Source organism: Pseudoalteromonas carrageenovora IAM 12662, assembly GCF_900239935.1.
Taxonomy (GTDB): Bacteria; Pseudomonadota; Gammaproteobacteria; order Enterobacterales; family Alteromonadaceae; genus Pseudoalteromonas; species Pseudoalteromonas carrageenovora.
Genome location: NZ_LT965928.1, coordinates 365,748 through 385,268 on the forward strand (window position 1 = coordinate 365,748; position 19,521 = coordinate 385,268).

A 19,521-nucleotide genomic window follows, 5' to 3' on the forward strand; every position below is an offset into this window, starting at 1 on the left:
GGCCTTAACTAAATCATGTCTATAGGGTCTACGTCTAAGCTCCAGCGAACTTTTTGTGCTAGTTTGCTAGTACTTAAATAATCAACCATTTGCGAAAGATACTGGTGTAATACGCGGCGATCTTGCGCTTGAATATGTAATTGAAAACGATACATACCTGCAACTCTCTCAAGAGGTGCGGGGATCGGACCGAGCAATTGTATACCAGATACCCCATTTACAGGAACCAAATCCGTCAAAAAATCGACGACTTGTTTAATACTGTGCCCTTGCGCCCTGACAATCGCCATATTAGTGATTGGCGGTAAATCTGCATCATCTCGCTCGCTTAAAGCGAAACGAGCAAAGTCTTGATAGCCATTATTAACTAAATCTTGTAAAAGAGGGTGTTCTGGAAAGTGCGTTTGTAATAATACTTGCCCGGGTTCGCCAGAGCGACCAGCACGTCCTGCAACTTGCGTAACTAACTGCGCTAAGTGTTCTGTTGCTCTAAAATCGCAAGAGTATAAACCGCTATCTACATCTAAAATAAGTACCAAGCTTACATCTGCAAAGTGATGGCCTTTAGCAAGCATTTGTGTACCTACTAAAATACGTGCGCCACCGAGATTTATTTCATCTAGTGCTTTTTCAAGGCTCCCCTTGCGACGGGTTGAATCGCGATCTATACGTGTTACTGGTGTGTCAGGAAACTCGCTCGATAAAAACTCTTCTATTTGCTCAGTCCCTTTACCGTTTGGAAAAATTTGCGTGCTTCCGCAGTCTGGGCATTGATGCGGGACATGGTATTGATCGCCACAGTGATGACAAATCATTTGGCCTATCGCTTTGTGAAAAGTCGCACTGGTACTACAGCGTTTGCACTCGCTTAGCCAGCCACACTCATGACAAATAAGAGTGGGAGAAAAACCACGACGATTTAAAAACACCATAACCTGTTTACCACGATTTAAATGTTGGCGCATAGTTGCAAGGCTTGCATGTGCAATCCCTGCTTGGTCAGGCTGCCCTTTCATATCAAGTAATTTAAATTGGTTATCGGTGGCCGTTTGCGCTCGTTCAGTAAGACTTAAAAGCTGGTATTTGTTATTTATAGCTTTATGTAGGGTTTCGAGTGCGGGCGTTGCACTGCCTAAAATAAGCGGTATTTTGTGCTGAAAAGCACGATACGCTGCTAAATCTCGAGCGTGGTAGCGTAAGGTGTCTTGTTGCTTGAATGATGAGTCGTGCTCTTCATCAACCACTATCATACCGAGTTTTAAAAATGGCAGGAAGATACTCGAACGTGTGCCTATTACTATAGCGCAACTGCCTTTTTCGCAAAAGCGCCATGTTTGTAAGCGTTCGTTGTCTGTAAGAGCCGAGTGCCATAACATAATCGGTGTATCAGGAAAGCGCCGACGAAAACGGTTTACAGTTTGCGGCGTCAGGCCTATTTCTGGCACTAATACTAATGCTTGCTCGCCGCGCTTTAAAACTTCCTCAAGGCACTGTAAATATACTTCGGTTTTACCACTGCCCGTGACACCTTCTAATAAAAAGCTTTTAAAGCCAGTGCTTTGGTTAATGGCAGTACAGGCAACAGCTTGTTCCTTATTTAATACGGGTTTGGTACCAACGGTAGGCGCAACACTTTGCCATTGATTATCGTGCTCAATAGTTTGTGTTATTAAATCTTTATCTATTAAGCTATCGATTGTTTTTTTACTAAAGCCTAGCGCTTTTAATTCAGTTAACGATGATTTACCTGATTGCGATAGCTGCTTTAATAGGTTTAACTGAGTTTTAGCTTTTAGCGAAGGGACTTTTGCGCCTTTCTCAGTAAGGGTAACCATATTAATACTGGTTTTATCGGGTGATTCACCTTGGCGAAGAGCCCCCGGTAACGCAATGTGTATAGTTTCGCCAAGTGGGTAGCAATAATATCGAGCTGTAAAGCTAAGTAAATCTAAGTGCTGGGCGCTTAAAATAGGGGTATCGTCGATGACTTCTATTATGTTTTTTATTTTGTTCTCTGGTACGTCAGTCGTATTTTTAACACTGAGAATAACAGCTACTTTCTTTTGATTGCCAAAAGGCACTAAAACACGCATGCCCGGCTCAAGCGGTGTTGATAACCCGCTGAGTTGTTCTTCTACTTTATAGTCAAAGGTGCGTGGTAGCGGGACTTTAATAGCAACTTCAACAAAACGCATAACAACTTCACCCATAAAATTAATTGCCTAATGTACTAAAAATATGTCTAAAAACCTATAAGGAATAGCACTATAGAAAGAGGTTGTTCACCTTTTTAGCAAAAACATAAATTAATACTTGTGTAGGGGGTTGTTGTTGGATAAAATCCGCGACCAACAAATTTGTTTTAACGACGTATGGTGCCAGACTTCGGGTTTGGAGAGCGATGCGGCCTTAACTAGAGGTTCCTATGAAAGAAGGTATTCACCCTAAGTACGAAGTAATTTCTGCAACATGTTCATGCGGAAACAAATTCGAAACTAGCTCAACTCTTTGTAAAGACATTCACTTAGACGTATGTTCTGCGTGTCACCCGTTTTACACTGGTAAGCAAAAGATTTTAGACACTGGCGGCCGTGTTGATCGCTTCAACAAGCGCTTCGGTGCACTTAGCAGCAAGAAGTAATTATTGCTGTTTAGTTAAAAAAAGCACCTTAGGGTGCTTTTTTTGTGCCTAAAATTTAATTATTTAAGCGACTTTAGTTATTTCCTCTTTTGCATAACTATTTCTGCCTTTTATTATGAGTATGCATAAACCTTTGCAGACAAATCTATTTATATTCTCTATATTTTAGTTAGTACATTTTTTAACTAGGTTGATAAAAGTAGCCAACGTGGAGTCATCTGTTTTTAAAGTAGAGTAATAGGCTATTATTTTAGATTTATAGTAATACTTTAAACGTACATTTTGTAAAGAACATTGGAGACATAAAAGCACCTCAAAACGACCTTTTTTGGTGAATTTTTATTTATTAAATGTCGATATAATCCAGCAAAGTTACTGAAAAACCTCTTAAAATTAAAGGATATAGCATATAACAGGATAGACCTGATATTGCTTGGAATTTAAAAATAATAAGGGTATCTTACCCCAAGACACCACCTCTCACTTTAACTTAAATTGCAGGATACCATCGCGTTATGTCAGACTTTCGTGAACAAGCACTACATTATCACTCACACCCAGTACCAGGTAAAATTAGCATTGAACTAACCAAACCCGCCGAAACGGTTCAAGATCTTGCGCTTGCGTATAGCCCCGGTGTTGCCGAACCCGTTCGTGAAATAGCTGCTGACCCTGCTAATGCTTATAAATATACCGGCAAAGGTAATATGGTTGCGGTAATTACTAATGGCACTGCAATTTTAGGCCTAGGGAATTTAGGGCCTTTAGCATCTAAGCCTGTAATGGAAGGTAAAGCGTTATTGTTTAAACGTTTTGCTGGGCTTGATTCAATCGATATTGAAGTTAAGCATCGTACCACTGAAGATTTTATCAATACGGTTGCAAATATTGCTGATACTTTTGGCGGTATCAACCTTGAAGATATTAAAGCACCAGAGTGTTTTGAAATTGAAAAAGCATTAATAGAGCGCTGTAGTATTCCGGTTTTTCATGATGATCAACACGGTACTGCTATTGTGACTGCTGCAGGCATGCTAAACGCGCTAGAAGTGCAGGGTAAGTCAATTGAAGATGCGATTATTGTATGTTTAGGTGCAGGCGCTGCTGCCGTTGCGTGTATGGAGCTGCTAATTAAGTGTGGCGCACTTCGCGAGCATATTTATATGTTGGACCGTAAGGGTGTTATTCATACACGTCGTGATGACTTAAACGAATACAAGCAGCTGTTTGCTAACAATACCGATAAACGTACTTTACAAGATGTAATTGCAGACGCTGACGTATTTGTAGGCGTTTCTGGCCCTAACTTGCTAGCAGCTGAAGATTTAAAGCTAATGGCAGAAAAACCTGTGGTGTTTGCATGTTCAAACCCAGATCCTGAGATCGATCCTGCACTTGCTCATGGTGCACGCAACGACTTAATTATGGCAACGGGGCGCTCTGACTACCCTAATCAAGTTAACAACGTTTTATGTTTTCCGTTTATTTTTCGTGGTGCACTAGATGTGCGCGCAAGCGCTATTAACGATGAAATGAAAATTGCTGCGGTAGAAGCTATTCGTAGTATTGCTAAAGAGCCAGTACCAGCAGAAGTATTAAAAGCTGCGGGTGTTGATAAGCTTGAATTTGGTGCACAGTACATTATTCCTAAGCCAATGGATCCGCGTTTACTACCTCGTATAGCTAAAGCTGTAGCTGTAGCTGCGGTAGAATCGGGTGTTGCGCAAATTGACTTACCTGAAAATTACATGGCTTAAAGGTATATGCTAAAACAAAAAAACCTCAGCAATGGCTGAGGTTTTTGATTAAAAAGGTAACGATTTATTCTTCGTTTAAAATAGGCACTTCTAAACCCATTTCTTGCATTATCTTTTTAACTTCTTCAGGTACTTTTTCTGCATTGTCTTTGCGTAAGTCATCGTCATTTGGTAATGGCTGGCCTGTAAATGCATGCAAAAACGCTTCGCATAACAACTCACTGTTTGTTGCATGGCGAAGGTTATTTATTTGACGGCGCGTGCGCTCATCCGTTAAAACTTTTAATACATTTAGCGGGATCGAAACGGTGATCTTTTTAACTTGCTCTGATTTTTTCCCGTGTTCTGCGTATGGGTGAATATATTCACCATTCCATTTAGCCATAAGATGTATCGTTGCCTCAGATTATTAATTTCTCACACGGCGTAAAAAGCGTGTAAATATGCGTGAAATTCTATCGATTTAAAAAAGATAGTCAAATAATAGATACCAATCTATCTTAATAAGCCGGCTGTAATTGTAAATATAGCCCCATTCAAGTTTTATAAGTTAGTTATTTTTAGCCATCTAGAGCTTTAAAAGCTTTGACTTATCAAAATGGATAACTTACTCTTTTAGACGTCTAAACATCCAAATTAATCAGGTGACGAATATGAGCGAAAAAAACAAAGCGACTATTGCAGTACGTAATGGCGTAGATGCAGATAAACACCATGGCGCTGTAGTTCCGCCAATTTATTTATCGACTACGTATTCGTTTGCCGACTTTGATACTAAGCGTCAGTACGATTATGGGCGCAGCGGTAATCCCAATCGCGATATATTAGCTGAAACATTGGCTGAACTTGAAGGTGGTGCGCGCGGTATTATTACTGCCACAGGCATGGCTGCCGTGCATTTAGCGACTCAGTTATTAAATAATGACGATACACTGGTTATTCCACATGATTGTTATGGTGGAAGCTACCGTTTATTTACGTCTTTGCAAAAACGCGGATTACTAAAGCTTGAAGTTTTAGATTTAACCAAGCAAGAAAACTTAGATAAAATTTTAGCAATAAAACCTAAATTAATATGGATTGAAACACCAAGTAACCCGGTACTGCGCTTAACAGATATTAAAGCAGTGACTGATATAGCTAAGCAGTGCGGGGCACTTGTTGCTGCAGATAACACGTTTTTATCACCTGCGCTGCAAAACCCAATTAAATTTGGTGTAGATATTGTTGTTCACTCGACGACTAAATATATCAATGGCCATTCTGATGTTGTGGGCGGCGCTGTGATAGCTGCAACACAAGAGCTTGGTGATGAGTTAGCTTGGTGGGCAAATAACATTGGTATTACAGGTGCACCATTTGATAGCTATTTAACGCTTCGTGGCTTGCGTACTTTAAATGTACGTTTAAGACAGCATCAAGAAAACGCACTTGCAATTGCCAAGTACCTTGAAAGCTCTGAATTTGTGAGCCAAGTTTACTACCCAGGACTTGAGTCGCACCCTCAACATGCATTGGCAAAGGCTCAGCAACTTGGCTTTGGTGGTATGGTCAGTTTTGATATTAAAGGCGATGTTAACGACGCTGCGGCATTTTTAACAAGCCTTGAGGCATTTAGCTTAGCAGAGTCGCTAGGCGGCGTAGAGAGCTTAATTTGCCACCCTGCAACGATGACGCATGCAGGAATGGAGCCTAAAGCCCGTTTAGAAGCGGGGGTGGGTGATACGCTCATTCGTATTTCGGTAGGTATTGAAGATATAAACGACTTAGTTGCTGATTTCGAACGCGTGTTTGAACTTGTAAAACCAGGGCAAAATAAAAACATTGGCCGTGTAGGTAAAGGTGCTGGCACGCCCGGTGGCATGTGAAATTAAGTGCAGCCCGCCCGGCGCTTTGGTAAGTAATACCAATGCGCAATAATACCTAATCAATTTGAGGGATTAAACCGGCGCTAACTTCGTTAAAAATTTTTCATATAGAACAACTAAACAACGAAATTTTTGCCTTGTTATCGACACGGTTTTCTTATTCTCAAAATAGACATCTTAATTAAGCGAATTGGTATAAATATGGTCAATTGTGTACATAAATTTGGTGGTTCAAGCTTAAGCTCTAGTGAGCGCTATCAAAGCGTAGCTAAAATAATTATTGGGCATACTCAGCCAGGCGACTGTGTTGTGGTATCTGCTGCTGGTAAAACCACAGATACACTTGTGTCGTTGTGGCAAAGTTATCAGCAGCAAGACACACAAGCTGTCGCTGATATTTTACTGCAGTTAAATAACCATCAAAGCGATTTAATTGAGCAATTACTACAAGCTGATTTAAAGCGCAGCGCACTTAAAACATTACTCGAAGAACTAAATATAATTGCAAGCTTAGCGCAAAGTGAGCAGCTCAAAGAAGCGCAATTACTTGCCCATGGTGAGTTATGGTCTGCACGATTATTGGCTGCATATTTACAACAGTTAAACGTACATGCCTGCGCACACGATGCTCGCCTGCTTTTTACTTTAAATGATGGCGAATTACGCCATGCTCAAAATAAGCTGCAATGTAACAGTGTTATTGATGCCAACAAAGTGAATGTAGTAACCGGGTTCATAGCGGCAAACACACTTGGCGATACGGTAACGCTTGGTCGTAATGGTAGCGATTACAGCGCTGCATTACTTGCCAGTTATTGTGATGCCAAACAGGTATGCATTTGGACTGACACGCAAGGTGTATTTAGTACTGATCCGCGTAAAGTAAAAAAGGCAATTAAGTACGCTAAAGTGTGTCGCACTCAGGCCAACTTACTAGCACGATTAGGCAACCCCGTTTTGCATGCTAAAACGTTATCGCCTTTAAAAAATACCAATATAAAGCTAGCTGTACGGAGTAGTTTTGATGTTCAAGCAAGTCCAACTCATATTGTTAAAGAAGGTCTAGCTAAGAAAAAGCGCTTTATAACGACGCTACAAAATGTTGATTTATTAACAGTAGAAGGCTTGAGTGAAGGTGAGGTTGCAAGTGTTAGCCAGCTTATTCAGCATAGTCTTCATCATTTTAACCATAATGGCGAAGTGTATTTAGTCGTACCGGCTGCACAAACATATCAAGTTATTAATTACTTTGCTGGTAGAGCTAATATTAGTGAGTCGAATTTAAACGGCTGTGCAGTTGTTGCACCAGAGCAAGTCATCGGCACACTTAAACTGCAAGCTTTAGAAGTATTAGCTGAGCAAACTATAAAACCGCGTTTTGTACATCAAGATAATGGTTATGTTTTATTACTAACTGACCAATTTATTGATAGCGATGTGCAAAGCACATTGCATGATAAGCTAGTTAACAAAGGCCAAGAAATTGCGATTATAGTAGCAGGGTTAGGTAATGTAGGTGGAGTGTTTATACACCAACTGGCGGATCAATTTGAGCGCCTAAGTGGTGACTTTAGTATTAAATTAGTTGCTTTGGTTCGCTCTCAAGAGATGCTGTTTAATCCAAGTGGAGTTAACCCTCAAACATGGGAAAAACAATGGCAGCTTGAGGCCAAAAAATACCAAAGTAATGATTTATTAAATGCAATTAACGAGCTTGATTACGAGCATAAAGTAGTAATTGATATTACTGCTAGTGAGCAATTTAGCCAGCTTTATACTGACTTTGTGCAAAGCGACTGCCATTTAATTAGTGCAAATAAATATGCGGGCACAGCGCCTACACTTTGGTATCAAACACTTAGAAATAATTTGGCAGAGCGCAACCTACACTGGCGTTATAACACAAGTGTAGGGGCAGGCTTGCCTATAAACTTTGCTTTAGCTGATTTACAAAATAGTGGCGATAAAATCACTCGAATAGAAGGCGTGTTTTCTGGCACATTATCGTGGTTATGCAGTAAATATGATGGCAGTGTTGCGTTTTCAGAGTTAGTGCTTGAAGCACAAAAAATGGGTTTTACAGAGCCTGATCCGCGTGAAGACTTATCTGGGCGTGATATGCAGCGTAAGCTACTTATTTTAGCCCGAGAGCTAGGTGTAGATCTTGAGCTTGACGATATAAGCCTCTCGGCACTTATGCCAGTTGAACTTGCTAAGGGGAGCTGGGACGACTTTATAGGTAAAAAAACGCAGCTTGATGCGTTTATTGAAGAACACGCTGCAGCAGCGCAAGCTAAAAATGCCGTGCTTAGATACACAGGGTTATTAGAAATTACATGCGATAAAGTCATTGCAAAAGTAGGCATTACCTACGTGCCAAACGGTGATGCGCTAGCAAACTTAACACCTGGCGATAATATTTTTGTGATCAACAGTAAATGGTACAGCGACAATGCATTAGTTATTCAAGGCCCTGGGGCGGGTAGTGAAGTAACTGCGGCGGGTGTTCATTCTGATTTATATTGGCTTGTGCAAAACTTAAAATAAGCTGTGTATATTGATATAAAAACGGCGGCTTAAATTAAGCCGCCGTTTTCTGTTTATAAATGCTTTAAAATAACTCTTCTTCTGTTTTTGTATCTTCTTCAAATATATCGTTAGGCTGAGATAACACATATTTAGTCGGTGCTGTGCCTTTTTCAAAATATTCGAAGCGGCTTGTATAATCATTTTTATGGCTAAGTAAGCCAGTCGCTAAATCAATACGAATAGAGACAAGCCCTTCGGGTGGTTCAATCGGCGCTTCAGGGGTGCCTTCAAGTGCAGCCCTCATAAATTCAACCCAGGCTGGCTGGGCCGTTTTTGCGCCCGATTCTGCACCAGATATTTGACCGCTATCTAGGTTGTTATTGTAGGTTGAGCGGCCTAGTGGGTTACCCGGGTTATCAAACCCTACCCATACAGAGGTCACTACTTTGCTATTAAAGCCACTGAACCAGGTATCAACAGAGTCGTTGGTTGTACCCGTTTTACCAGAAAGATCGCGACGTTCTAGTGCTTGTGCTCGCCAGCCCGTGCCACTCCAGCCAGTTTTATTTGCCCAGCTTCCACCGCCCCAAATACCGCTGTGCATTGCATCGGCAATTAAAAACGCATTTTGCTTAGATATAATGCGAGGAGCACATTGACGAGGTTGCTCTACTTCATCAGCACTGCTGCTTAACATAAGCTCATTGCTTGGTAGAGTAGTGTTTTCATCACAGGCCATTGCTGGGTTAGCTTTAAATAAAACATTGCCATAAGCATCTTGAATTTCTGAGATAAAGTAAGGTTCTATTAAATGACCACCATTAGCAAAGCTGCTCATACCACGAGCTAGTTCTAGAGGTGTTATAGAGGCGCTACCAAGAGCAAGTGACTCACTACGGTTAATATCTGAGTTTTTAAAACCAAACTTTAATAAGTGATCAGCTGTGCGTTGCAGTCCAACGCCACGTAGTAAACGTACTGAAATTACGTTTTTAGATTGCGCTAAAGCACGGCGAATACGTATTGGACCATTATAAACTGCAGGGCTGTTTTTAGGTCGCCATGCAACGCCTTGGCTTTTATCCCACTGGTTAATGGGGGCATCGTTTAGTATTGATGCCAGCGTATAGCCTTTCTCTAGCGCTGCTGAGTAAATAAACGGTTTAATGTTCGAGCCGACTTGGCGTTTAGCTTGTACTGCGCGGTTGTATTGGCTTTGTTCAAAGCTGTAACCACCTACAATTGCCTTAATTCTGCCATCTTGCGGATCAAGCGACACGATAGCGCTCGCAGCTTCTGGTATCTGGCTTAGTATATAAGAGTCGTCTTTGTTTTTACGTAACCATATTTGCATACCTGGGGTCAAAATATCGGTGGCGGCTTTTGGCGCAAAGCTTTGACGGTAACGTGTAATGTATTTACGCGCCCACTTTAAATTATTCCAATCAAGAGTGGTACGTTGGCCATTTTTTAAAATAACATCAGCGGTTTTTTCATTTACTTTTAATACTATCGCAGCGTTTAAATCGCCAAGTTCTTTTACTGGTTTTAATTTATCGATAATTTGCTGCTGTGTTAAAGCTGGTTGTGTTTCTGGATCCCATAAAACATCAACAGGCCCTCTAAAACCATGGCGCATATCGTAGTTATGTAAATTATTAACTAGCGCTGTTTGCGCTGCTTTTTGAACGCGAGATTCAACAGAGGTAAAAATTTTAAAACCAGAATTATAGGCTTTATCAACCCCGTAACGAGATACCATTTCAGCACGAACCATTTCAGAAATATAAGGTGCGTATAAATCTATCTCTGCGCCATGGAAATATGCAGTTATAGGCTGGTTGGTTGCTTCATTATATTGTTCTTGGGTGATGTAGTTTTCAGTTAATAAACGGCCTAAAACAACATTTCGGCGTGCTTTTGCACGAGTCGGGTTACGAATAGGGTTTAAAGCAGAAGGCGCTTTAGGTAGGCCTGCAATCATCGCCATTTGTGCAAGTGTTAAATCTTTTAACTCTTTACCATAATAAACTTGTGCTGCAGCACCAATACCGAATGCACGGTTACCTAATTCTATTTTATTAAGGTAGAGTTCTAAAATTTCGTCTTTAGTTAATACATTTTCTATGTGCAGGGCTATAAATATTTCTTTAACTTTACGGATATACGCTTTTTCGCGTGTTAAAAAGAAATTTCGAGCAAGCTGCATCGTTATAGTACTCGCCCCTTGCTTTTTTTCACCGGTAGAAATAAGCACAATAGCAGAGCGAACAATACCAATGGGGTCAATGCCAACATGATCATAAAACCGATTATCTTCAGTCGCTAAAAATGCATTAATCAGGGGCTGTGGTATTTCATCAATAGTGACAGGAATACGACGTTTTTCACCAAATTGATTGATCAAAAGGCCATCTTTAGTGAATACTTGCATAGGAGTTTGTAATTGCACGTCTTTTAAAACTTGCACACTGGGGATATCAGGTTTAACGTAGTAATAAAGACTGATTAATGTAATCAGACCAATTAACGTACAAATGATAAAAAATTGTAAAGTTCGTTTTAATAAAATCACTTATATTTCCCTAAATGGACTCCCAATTGCGAGTTTTGACTGCTAGTATATATTGATTAAAAAATGAATAATATTTTTTCAGATAAAAATTATAACTTGTTTATTATTAAAACAAAGGCCAAGTTGCAAACATGCTAAGTCAACTATTTCAAAAGCCGTCTCCGATGATGGTAGGGATTGATATTGGATCGCACTCAATTAAGGCAGTGCTTTTACGTGAAATTGAAACTGGATTTCGACTAGAAGCACTTGCAATTGAACCGATGCCAAAAGGCGCTATGAGTGAGCGTACTATTCAGGATATTGAAGCGATTGGTAATATAATTTCAAAATTAAGAAGAAAATTACCGAAGTCGCTAAAATCTGCTGCAGTGGCTGTTTCAGGCCAAACGGTTATTACCAAAGTTATTTTCATGGATGTGTCGTTAACTGATGCTGAACTTGAATCGCAAATTGAAATTGAAGCCGATAGTTTAATTCCATACCCTCTTGATGAAGTGAGCTTAGATTTTGAAAAGCTTTCTACCAATGAGGCCGATCCTACCAAAATGAATGTATTATTATCTGCCGCTAGAACTGAAAGTGTAGAGGCTCGTGTTGGAGCTCTCGAAACTGCAAATTTAGAAGCTAAAATTGTTGATGTTGAAAGCTATGCATTAAGTAGAGCGATGGATGTTTACTATCAACAGTTACCTAGTGATGCATTTAACAAGTGCGTGGCAGTTGTTGATATTGGTGCCGTTTTAATGCTTGTAAGTGTAGTTCAGGCAGGTGAAACCATTTATACCCGAGATCAGGTGTTTGGTGGCGATCAATACACCAACAGTATTGTTAGTTATTACAATAAAGGCTTTGATGAAGCCGAAATTGGTAAAACGTCGGGGGATTTACCGCCAAACTACACCTTTGAAGTATTAGCGCCTTTTCAAACGTCGCTATTGCAGCAGGTTCGTCGTGCGGTACAAATGTTTTTAACAACCAGTGGTAAAGAGCAAATAGATTATATTGTACTTACTGGTGGCACATCGATGATTAAAGGGATAGACCGACTACTTATCGAAGAGTTAGGTATTCACTCTGTCGTTGCAGAACCTTTTGCTAATATGGAAATCTCTCCAAAGGTTGATCGCAATGTAATGCAACGCCATAGAACGCAATTTGCAATTGCAACGGGCTTGGCATTAAGGAGTTTTTCATCATGCCACATATAAATCTACTGCCTTGGCGTGAACTACAACGTGAAGAATCAAAAAAGAAGTTTGTTACTATACTCATTGGTGTAGTTATAATTTGTTTTGCGAGTATGTACTTACTTAGCTCTTTTTATAGCGGGCTTAAAGATGGACAAAACCTAAAAAATAATTATTTAAGTTCAGAAATTAGCATGCTAGATAAAAAAATAAGTGAAATAAGAAACTTAGATAAAAGAAAAGAAAATTTACAGCAGCGAATGAGACTAATTGAAGAATTACAAAGTAGCCGTAACTTGGGTACACAAATAATGGATGAAGTGGCCAAAATAGTCCCTGCAGGTGTTTATTTAACAAAACTTGAGCGAAGAGGAAGTCAAATTCATGTCCTAGGGCGCAGCGAATCTAATAACCGCTTATCAACAATGCTACGCCAAGTGCAAAGTTCATATTTATTGGAACGTCCATCAATGCAGGGCATTGTTGCAGGCGATCAATCTTCGCGTTTACTCAGTGATTTTAATATGGAGTTTTACGTAAAACCATTTGACCAAATCGGTGAGGTTAGCGATGAACCTTGATTTTAAAGCTTTGAGCGAAATAGATTGGAATGAAATTGAATTAGATAATATTGGCGATTGGCCTATTGCAGTTAAGGCAATTTGCTGCACTTTTGTAGCGGGACTTGTCTTATTTTTTAGCTATAGCTTATTGGTCTCTGATGAAATTGATAGCTATCACAGTGCGGTAGCAAAAGAAATTGAACTACGTACAACGTACAGAACCAAATATGCAGTAGCGAGTAAACTTGATATTTATCGTCAGCAAATGATTGATATGGAAGAAAAGTTTTCTCAGTTATTAAAGCGTTTACCTACGTCAAACGAAACACCAGGTTTACTTGACGATTTATCGTATGTAGGTACAACCAGTGGGTTAACGTTTCTAAAAATAGGCTGGTTACCAGAGGTCGAAAAAGAATTTTATACGGAGCTACCTATCAAAATAGAAGTAATAGGTACGTACCATGAGTTTGGTGAATTTGTAGGAAAAGTAGCCCAATTACCGCGTATTGTAAGCTTACACGACTTTTCTATTTTATCATCGGGTAATAAACAACTAACATTCAGTGTAGTCGCTAAAACATATCGTTATGAAGAAGGGGTGAAGAAATGAACCTTTTACGCATAATGCCTGTGGCCGTTGTTTTAGTTTTAAGTGGTTGTAATGATGACACCTCGGAGCAAAAAGAATTTATAGACCAAGTTAAAGCAAGCACCACGCCTAAAGTAGAGTCTATTCCGGAGCTTACTAAATTTGAAATTTTTGAATACAGCGCTGAGCAATTGCGTAGTCCGTTTGTAGCGCCGCAGCCAGAAATAATTCAAAATAAATTAACGCAAATAAAAAACTGTTTGCATCCAGATCCTGAGCGTCGCCGTGAGCCACTTGAAAAATACCCATTAGACAACTTAGCTATGAAAGGGACTATTGGTTCTAGCGGCCAAGTTTGGGCATTAATAACTGCGGCAGACGATACTTTGCATCGTGTAACTGTTGGAAATTATCTTGGTAGCTACGATGGAAAAGTAAAAGTAGTAAATAACGATTATATAGAATTAGTAGAATTAATCCCTGATGGGTCTGGTTGTTGGAAAGAGCGCCTGACTAAATTAGAAATGTTAGAGGCGGCAACAAATGGCGCAAATTAATAATAAAAAAGGTAAAAATAACATGCATAAGGATGTACTTTGGCTTAAAAGCATTTCACGGTCATTTTTGGCGATAGTCGCTTTAATAACCGCAAATGCAGCCATTGCAGGGCCGCTACTTTATGATGTTCGTTACAATCCACTCCTTAAAGGTGAAACTGAATTACAGCTCGTTTTTGATGAAGAATTAACGCTTGAACCAAAAGTGCAGGTTTTTAATAGTCCTGCTCGCATTGAAATGTTCTTCGATACCGCCGAGCTTGAAGTTGGTTTGAATGATGTTGCTGTAAACCAAGCGGGCATTAGTAGCGTTACCAATGTTTTGACTGACAAGGGCTTAAAAGTAAGCGTAAACCTAGATAGATTAAAAATTTACGAAACTGAAGTTCATAACAATTTAGTGTCTATACGTGTTTCAGATAATCCACTTACAGAGTCAGATAGTGAAGATGTTGCTATGGATTCAAGTAATGTAAGTGGAAATTACATTAACCGAATTCAATCAATTGACTTTAGACGTGGTGAAAAAGGCGAAGCAAAGGTACTTGTTTTTTTACAAGACACTCAAGCCGCAATTGAAGTACATGAGAGCGGTGGCAAAATTTATGCAGACTTTCACCATACAGATATTTTAGATGACTTACTTTATGAGCTGGATGTTTTAGACTTTGGTACTGTTGTAAGTAATATCGAAACGTTTAAAGAAGAAGGGTTAAGCAGGGTTGTTATAGAACCTAATGCTCAATTTACATTTACCTATCAGCAAATAGATAATATTTTAACACTCACTGTAGAAAAAGATGAAACGCAAAATGCGTACTTAGATGGTGGTGTTGAGTATCAAGGTCGTCCTATGACCTTAAACTTTCAAGATATTTCTGTACGTGCAGCATTACAAATTATTGCAGGCTATAACGACTTTAACCTCGTAACAAGTGACTCAGTAACCGGTAATATCACACTTCGTTTAGATGGCGTGCCATGGGATCAAGCGCTTGATGTAGTACTACGTATTAAAGGTTTAGATAAGCGCATGGATGGGTCTATTCTAATGGTGGCGCCTGCAGAAGAACTAGCTGCACGTGAAGCTAAAGATCTAAAAGCTAAGCAGCAAGTTGAAGACTTAGAGCCACTTTATAGTGAATACATTCGATTAAATTATGCTAAAGCGGAAGATTTTGCTGATCTATTAAAAACAGATACAAACAGTATTATCACTGCCCGCGGTAGTGTATCGGTAGATTTACGTACTAATACCTTACTAATAAAAGACACTGTTAAGAGTATCGAAAATATTCGTCGTATGATTGAAACACTCGATATTCCGGTCCAGCAAGTTGTTATTGAGTCTCGTATGGTAACTGTGCGCGATAATGTCACTGAGGATTTAGGTGTGCGCTGGGGCTTTAGCGATCAGCAAGGTAGTGATGGTATTTCTGGCTCACTAGAGGGTGCTGAAACTATATCTAACGGCACCATTCCAGATTTAACCGATAGGCTAAATGTAAACTTACCGATTACTAACCCTGCGGCGAGTATTGGTTTACATATTGCAAAATTGGCTAATGGTACTTTAATTGACTTAGAGTTAAGTGCTCTTGAAGAAGAAAACAAAGGCGAGATTATTGCAAGCCCTCGCATTATTGCAGCAAATCAGCAAAAAGCGCGAATAGAGCAAGGTACTGAAATTCCTTACACAGAGTCTGCTTCGAGTGGTGCAACGACGGTTAGCTTTAAAAAGGCTGTATTGAGTTTAGAGGTTACGCCTCATATAACGCCTGATAATAAAGTTATTTTGGATTTAGTAATAACGCAAGATACTCGTGGTGACACAGTACAAACGGGTACAGGTGAAGCGGTGTCTATTGATACCCAAGAAATACAAACACAAGTGCTTGTTGAGAATGGCCAAACCGTAGTGCTAGGTGGTATATTTCAGCAGCAAATAATAAATACTACAAATAAAGTACCAGTTTTAGGTGACATTCCGTATGTAGGAAGGTTATTTAAAAGTACGAGTGAGTTCAATGAAAAACGTGAACTGCTTATTTTCGTGACACCAAAAATCCAAATAGACTAAAATTTAGTGCTATTTTGTTAATCAACGAGCAATTATTTAGATTAATTGCTCGTTATATGGCTTTTTATTCTAATTGACTTGAAATACCCCGGCAATTACTGAGATAATCCCCTCCTTAATTTTGGGGCCAGGTCGTTAGGCGGGGTTTTATTTCAAATTTTAGAGTTCGTTTGTACTAAAAGATATGGCTGAGAAACGCAATATATTTCTAGTTGGCCCCATGGGGGCTGGCAAAAGCACGATTGGTCGTCACATCGCTGACCAATTACACCTTGAATTTGTTGATTCTGATCAAGAAATCGAACGCCGCACAGGTGCAGATATTGCATGGGTATTCGATCTTGAAGGTGAAGAAGGCTTTAGACTTCGAGAAGAGTCTGTTATTGGCGATTTAACCGAAATGCAAGGTATTGTACTTGCTACCGGTGGTGGTTCAGTAATGAGCAAAGAAGTTCGAAACAAGCTTTCGGCTCGCGGTATCGTTGTATACCTAGAGACACCTATAGAAAAGCAAGTTGCACGCACGCAACGCGACAAGCGTCGCCCATTACTGCAAACTGAAGAAGCACCTCGTAATGTACTAGAGCGCTTAGCAGAAGAACGCGAGCCACTATACAAAGAAGTTGCTGATTTTGTTGTACGCACCGATGAGCAAAGCGCTAAAGTTGTTGCTAACCAAATCATCGAGAAATTAGATTTTTAAAAACCAATAATAAAGGAAATAACAAAGCATGCTTGAATTAACTGTTAATTTGGACGAGCGAAGTTATCCTATTTTTATTGGTCAATCTGCACTTCAAGATAATGGCCGCCTTGTTCACCACATTGGTGATTGTCGGCCTATCATCATCACTAACGACACCGTAGCGCCTTTATATTTACAAGGTTTGCTTGATTCGTTAGCTGAACTGAACCCTCTTTCTTTTATCATTCCTGACGGTGAACAATATAAGTCGTTAGAATGGTTTGAAAAAATATCTGCTTTTTTACTGCAAAATAACTGCGGTCGAGACACCTGCTTAATTGCATTAGGTGGCGGCGTTATTGGCGATTTAACCGGCTTTGTTGCTGCGTGTTATCAACGTGGTGTGCCATTTATACAAATTCCAACCACTGTATTATCGCAAGTCGATTCATCAGTAGGCGGAAAAACAGCAGTAAATCATCCATTAGGTAAAAATATGATTGGGGCTTTTTATCAGCCACAAGCTGTTTTTATTGATACTAATACATTGCACACTTTACCTATGCGAGAATTTGCCGCAGGCATGGCAGAAGTTATTAAGTATGGATTGATTTATGATACCGAGCTATTTACATATATTGAGCAAAATGCAGCTAATTTAAAGCAATTAGATGAAAAGTGTTTACAGCATATTATTTTTAGATGCTGTGAAATTAAAGCGCTTATAGTTGCTCAAGACGAAAAAGAACATGGTTTACGCGCACTACTTAATTTAGGCCACACATTTGCTCATGCAATAGAGGCTCAAATGGGTTATGGGATATGGTTGCATGGAGAAGCCGTAGCAACAGGAATGGTATTAGCTGCAAAACTTGCACATACTCGTGGTGACTTATCGCAAAGTGAAGTAAACAGAGTAGTAACGTTACTTAAACTTTATGACTTACCTACTGAAACTCCAAACGAAATGACTAGTGAGCAGTTTTTAACGCATATGCGTAAAGACAAAAAGAATAAAAAAGGCACTATACGCTTTATTTTACCTACTCAATTTGGCCAATGTGCACTTGTAGATGATGTGTCTGACGACCAAGTTAGAGCGTTAATCGAACAATAATGCAGGCGCAAATTTTACCAAGCCGTGCGGCTTTGGTGGATAGGATCGCACTGCAATTTGAGTACGGGCAAAATTTAATTGTTTTACTGGGCACATCAGGGCTTGGTAAAAGCTATATGCTTGAAACCTTCATTACCGATAAGTATAACGACTTTAATAAAGCATTTGTGCATATAAGTGCTCAAACAACTGACGCTCAGCTAATGAGTGATTTATTAGAGCAAAGCTTTAACTCCCCGCTAATCGATCATACCTTGAGTCTGTCTGAAAATTATTATCAGTTATTGCAACAGCAACCGTGTGGGCCTTGTTTGTGGGTGCTTGATGGTGGAAGGCAATTATCTGATGAAATGTTAGTTGAGCTTGAGCTACTTTCAAAAAACAGCCCTAATACTCTGTATATTATGATTGCTTCGCAATCTAAACTACCTATCAGTAACGCAGTTGAGATTTACCTAGAAGCATTAACACTTAGAGAAAGTAAGATGTTGATGCAGTGGTACTTTACTGATTTACCTTATGATGAGGACCCTGTATTTAGTACGTTTCTAGCTGAAGCTCATGGTAATCCAAGCTTACTACTTGCTTGGCAACCTAGTGAGCATGTTGCTGAGGTAATTGTTAAGGATAAAGTGTCTTGGCGTTTGCATTTATTGATTTTAATGTTACTGATTATGCTTTTAATAATTGGCTTGCTTTATAAGTCAGATATGACGCAGTGGTGGCAGCAATACTATCAGCAAGCAGAGTCGCAAGTGCTAACCACCGCAATACCTGTAGAGCAAGTTAAAGCAAGTGTCAAAAACGAACAAGTAATAAGTAGCCCTGCACCAGATCAAATAGTACCTGAGCAATCAGTGTCTGCTGAAGTGCACATCAATGATGTCCCCGCTATTATGCAAAGCCTTACTACTGCAAATAAAAGCCTTTTAAATGACACACAGAGCAATGAGGCGAGTAACTTAAATATTAGTGAGTCTAAAACGCCAATAGATGAAAAAGTAAATGCAAAAGAGCAGCCTAAGGTTGATCTAAATAGTAGTTGGTACTCAAAGCAAGCAGATACAAGTTTGGTTATACAACTACTTGCAGTAACTCAGCAAAAAGTAAGTGATGAATTTATTGCTCAACATAATCTGCAAGAGCAAACCCATACTTATCAAACAATACGTAATAATAAAATGTGGTGGGTGGTTACTTTTGGTAACTTTACCAGTTTAAACGAAGCAAAGTCGGCGATGGTCAGTTTGCCTGCTGAGGTTAGAAAAAATAAACCTTTCTATAAAAAAATTAGTAAAATAAAACAAGAAATTGCACTTGTTGATCAGTAAAATACACTACTTTAGTGTAAAATCGCGCAACAGCAG

General features: G+C 39.5%; 14 protein-coding genes and 1 pseudogene. 12 read left to right on the forward strand and 3 right to left on the reverse strand.

What is annotated here, in order from left to right; translation table 11 throughout:
- Window positions 1–8: 8 nt before the first annotated feature.
- Window positions 9–2,195 (reverse strand): primosomal protein N', encoded by a 2,187-nt coding sequence (priA, locus tag ALFOR1_RS01760; RefSeq protein WP_104643600.1) that lies wholly within the window; start codon window positions 2,193–2,195, stop codon window positions 9–11.
- Window positions 2,196–2,425: 230 nt separating this feature from the next.
- On the opposite strand from priA, the gene rpmE reads away from it, so the two are divergent.
- Both rpmE and ALFOR1_RS01770 read left to right on the forward strand, forming a co-directional pair.
- Window positions 2,426–2,641: a 50S ribosomal protein L31 gene (rpmE, locus tag ALFOR1_RS01765; protein ID WP_002958369.1), complete on the forward strand. Its 216-nt coding sequence runs from the start codon at window positions 2,426–2,428 to the stop codon at window positions 2,639–2,641.
- Window positions 2,642–3,156: 515 nt separating this feature from the next.
- Entirely contained in the window at window positions 3,157–4,398 is a 1,242-nt protein-coding gene (locus tag ALFOR1_RS01770; RefSeq protein ID WP_058547616.1) for a malic enzyme-like NAD(P)-binding protein, read from the forward strand.
- Window positions 4,399–4,462: 64 nt separating this feature from the next.
- Here ALFOR1_RS01770 and metJ read toward each other — a convergent pair whose 3' ends face one another.
- Complete coding sequence (gene metJ / locus ALFOR1_RS01775; RefSeq protein WP_002958371.1) at window positions 4,463–4,783, reverse strand: met regulon transcriptional regulator MetJ; 321 nt, start codon at window positions 4,781–4,783, stop codon at window positions 4,463–4,465.
- 268 nt (window positions 4,784–5,051) lie between these two features.
- Between metJ and metB the strand changes: the two are divergent.
- Both metB and metL read left to right on the forward strand, forming a co-directional pair.
- A pseudogene (metB, locus tag ALFOR1_RS01780) lies at window positions 5,052–6,298 on the forward strand (cystathionine gamma-synthase).
- Between the two features lie 169 nt (window positions 6,299–6,467).
- Window positions 6,468–8,813 carry a bifunctional aspartate kinase/homoserine dehydrogenase II gene (metL, locus tag ALFOR1_RS01785; RefSeq protein WP_104641860.1) on the forward strand — a complete coding sequence of 782 codons (2,346 nt, stop codon included), beginning with the start codon at window positions 6,468–6,470 and terminating at the stop codon, window positions 8,811–8,813.
- A 64-nt stretch (window positions 8,814–8,877) separates the two neighbouring features.
- Here metL and ALFOR1_RS01790 read toward each other — a convergent pair whose 3' ends face one another.
- Window positions 8,878–11,370: a penicillin-binding protein 1A gene (locus tag ALFOR1_RS01790; protein WP_104641861.1), complete on the reverse strand. Its 2,493-nt coding sequence runs from the start codon at window positions 11,368–11,370 to the stop codon at window positions 8,878–8,880.
- Window positions 11,371–11,501: 131 nt separating this feature from the next.
- Between ALFOR1_RS01790 and ALFOR1_RS01795 the strand changes: the two genes are divergently transcribed.
- The 8 genes from ALFOR1_RS01795 (at window position 11,502) to ALFOR1_RS01830 (ending at window position 19,485) form a co-directional block, all read left to right on the forward strand.
- The gene (locus ALFOR1_RS01795; protein ID WP_058547612.1) at window positions 11,502–12,581 is read left to right on the forward strand and encodes a pilus assembly protein PilM; all 1,080 of its coding nucleotides are present in this window, start codon (window positions 11,502–11,504) and stop codon (window positions 12,579–12,581) included.
- Complete coding sequence (locus ALFOR1_RS01800; protein WP_058547611.1) at window positions 12,569–13,141, forward strand: PilN domain-containing protein; 573 nt, start codon at window positions 12,569–12,571, stop codon at window positions 13,139–13,141. The genes ALFOR1_RS01795 and ALFOR1_RS01800 overlap by 13 nt, the downstream gene beginning before the upstream one ends.
- Window positions 13,131–13,736 (forward strand): type IV pilus inner membrane component PilO, encoded by a 606-nt coding sequence (locus ALFOR1_RS01805; RefSeq protein ID WP_058547610.1) that lies wholly within the window; start codon window positions 13,131–13,133, stop codon window positions 13,734–13,736. Before ALFOR1_RS01800 ends, ALFOR1_RS01805 begins: the two co-directional genes overlap by 11 nt.
- Window positions 13,733–14,272 carry a pilus assembly protein PilP gene (locus tag ALFOR1_RS01810; protein ID WP_058547609.1) on the forward strand — a complete coding sequence of 180 codons (540 nt, stop codon included), beginning with the start codon at window positions 13,733–13,735 and terminating at the stop codon, window positions 14,270–14,272. Before ALFOR1_RS01805 ends, ALFOR1_RS01810 begins: the two co-directional genes overlap by 4 nt.
- Complete coding sequence (locus ALFOR1_RS01815) at window positions 14,259–16,352, forward strand: type IV pilus secretin PilQ (protein ID WP_104641862.1); 2,094 nt, start codon at window positions 14,259–14,261, stop codon at window positions 16,350–16,352. The genes ALFOR1_RS01810 and ALFOR1_RS01815 overlap by 14 nt, the downstream gene beginning before the upstream one ends.
- 184 nt (window positions 16,353–16,536) lie before the next feature.
- Complete coding sequence (gene aroK / locus ALFOR1_RS01820; RefSeq protein ID WP_004589350.1) at window positions 16,537–17,055, forward strand: shikimate kinase AroK; 519 nt, start codon at window positions 16,537–16,539, stop codon at window positions 17,053–17,055.
- Window positions 17,056–17,083: 28 nt separating this feature from the next.
- Window positions 17,084–18,154: a 3-dehydroquinate synthase gene (gene aroB, locus ALFOR1_RS01825; protein ID WP_104641863.1), complete on the forward strand. Its 1,071-nt coding sequence runs from the start codon at window positions 17,084–17,086 to the stop codon at window positions 18,152–18,154.
- On the forward strand, window positions 18,154–19,485 hold the full coding sequence (locus tag ALFOR1_RS01830) for an AAA family ATPase (protein WP_104641864.1): 1,332 nt from the start codon (window positions 18,154–18,156) through the stop codon (window positions 19,483–19,485). The genes aroB and ALFOR1_RS01830 overlap by 1 nt, the downstream gene beginning before the upstream one ends.
- Window positions 19,486–19,521 lie beyond the last annotated feature (36 nt).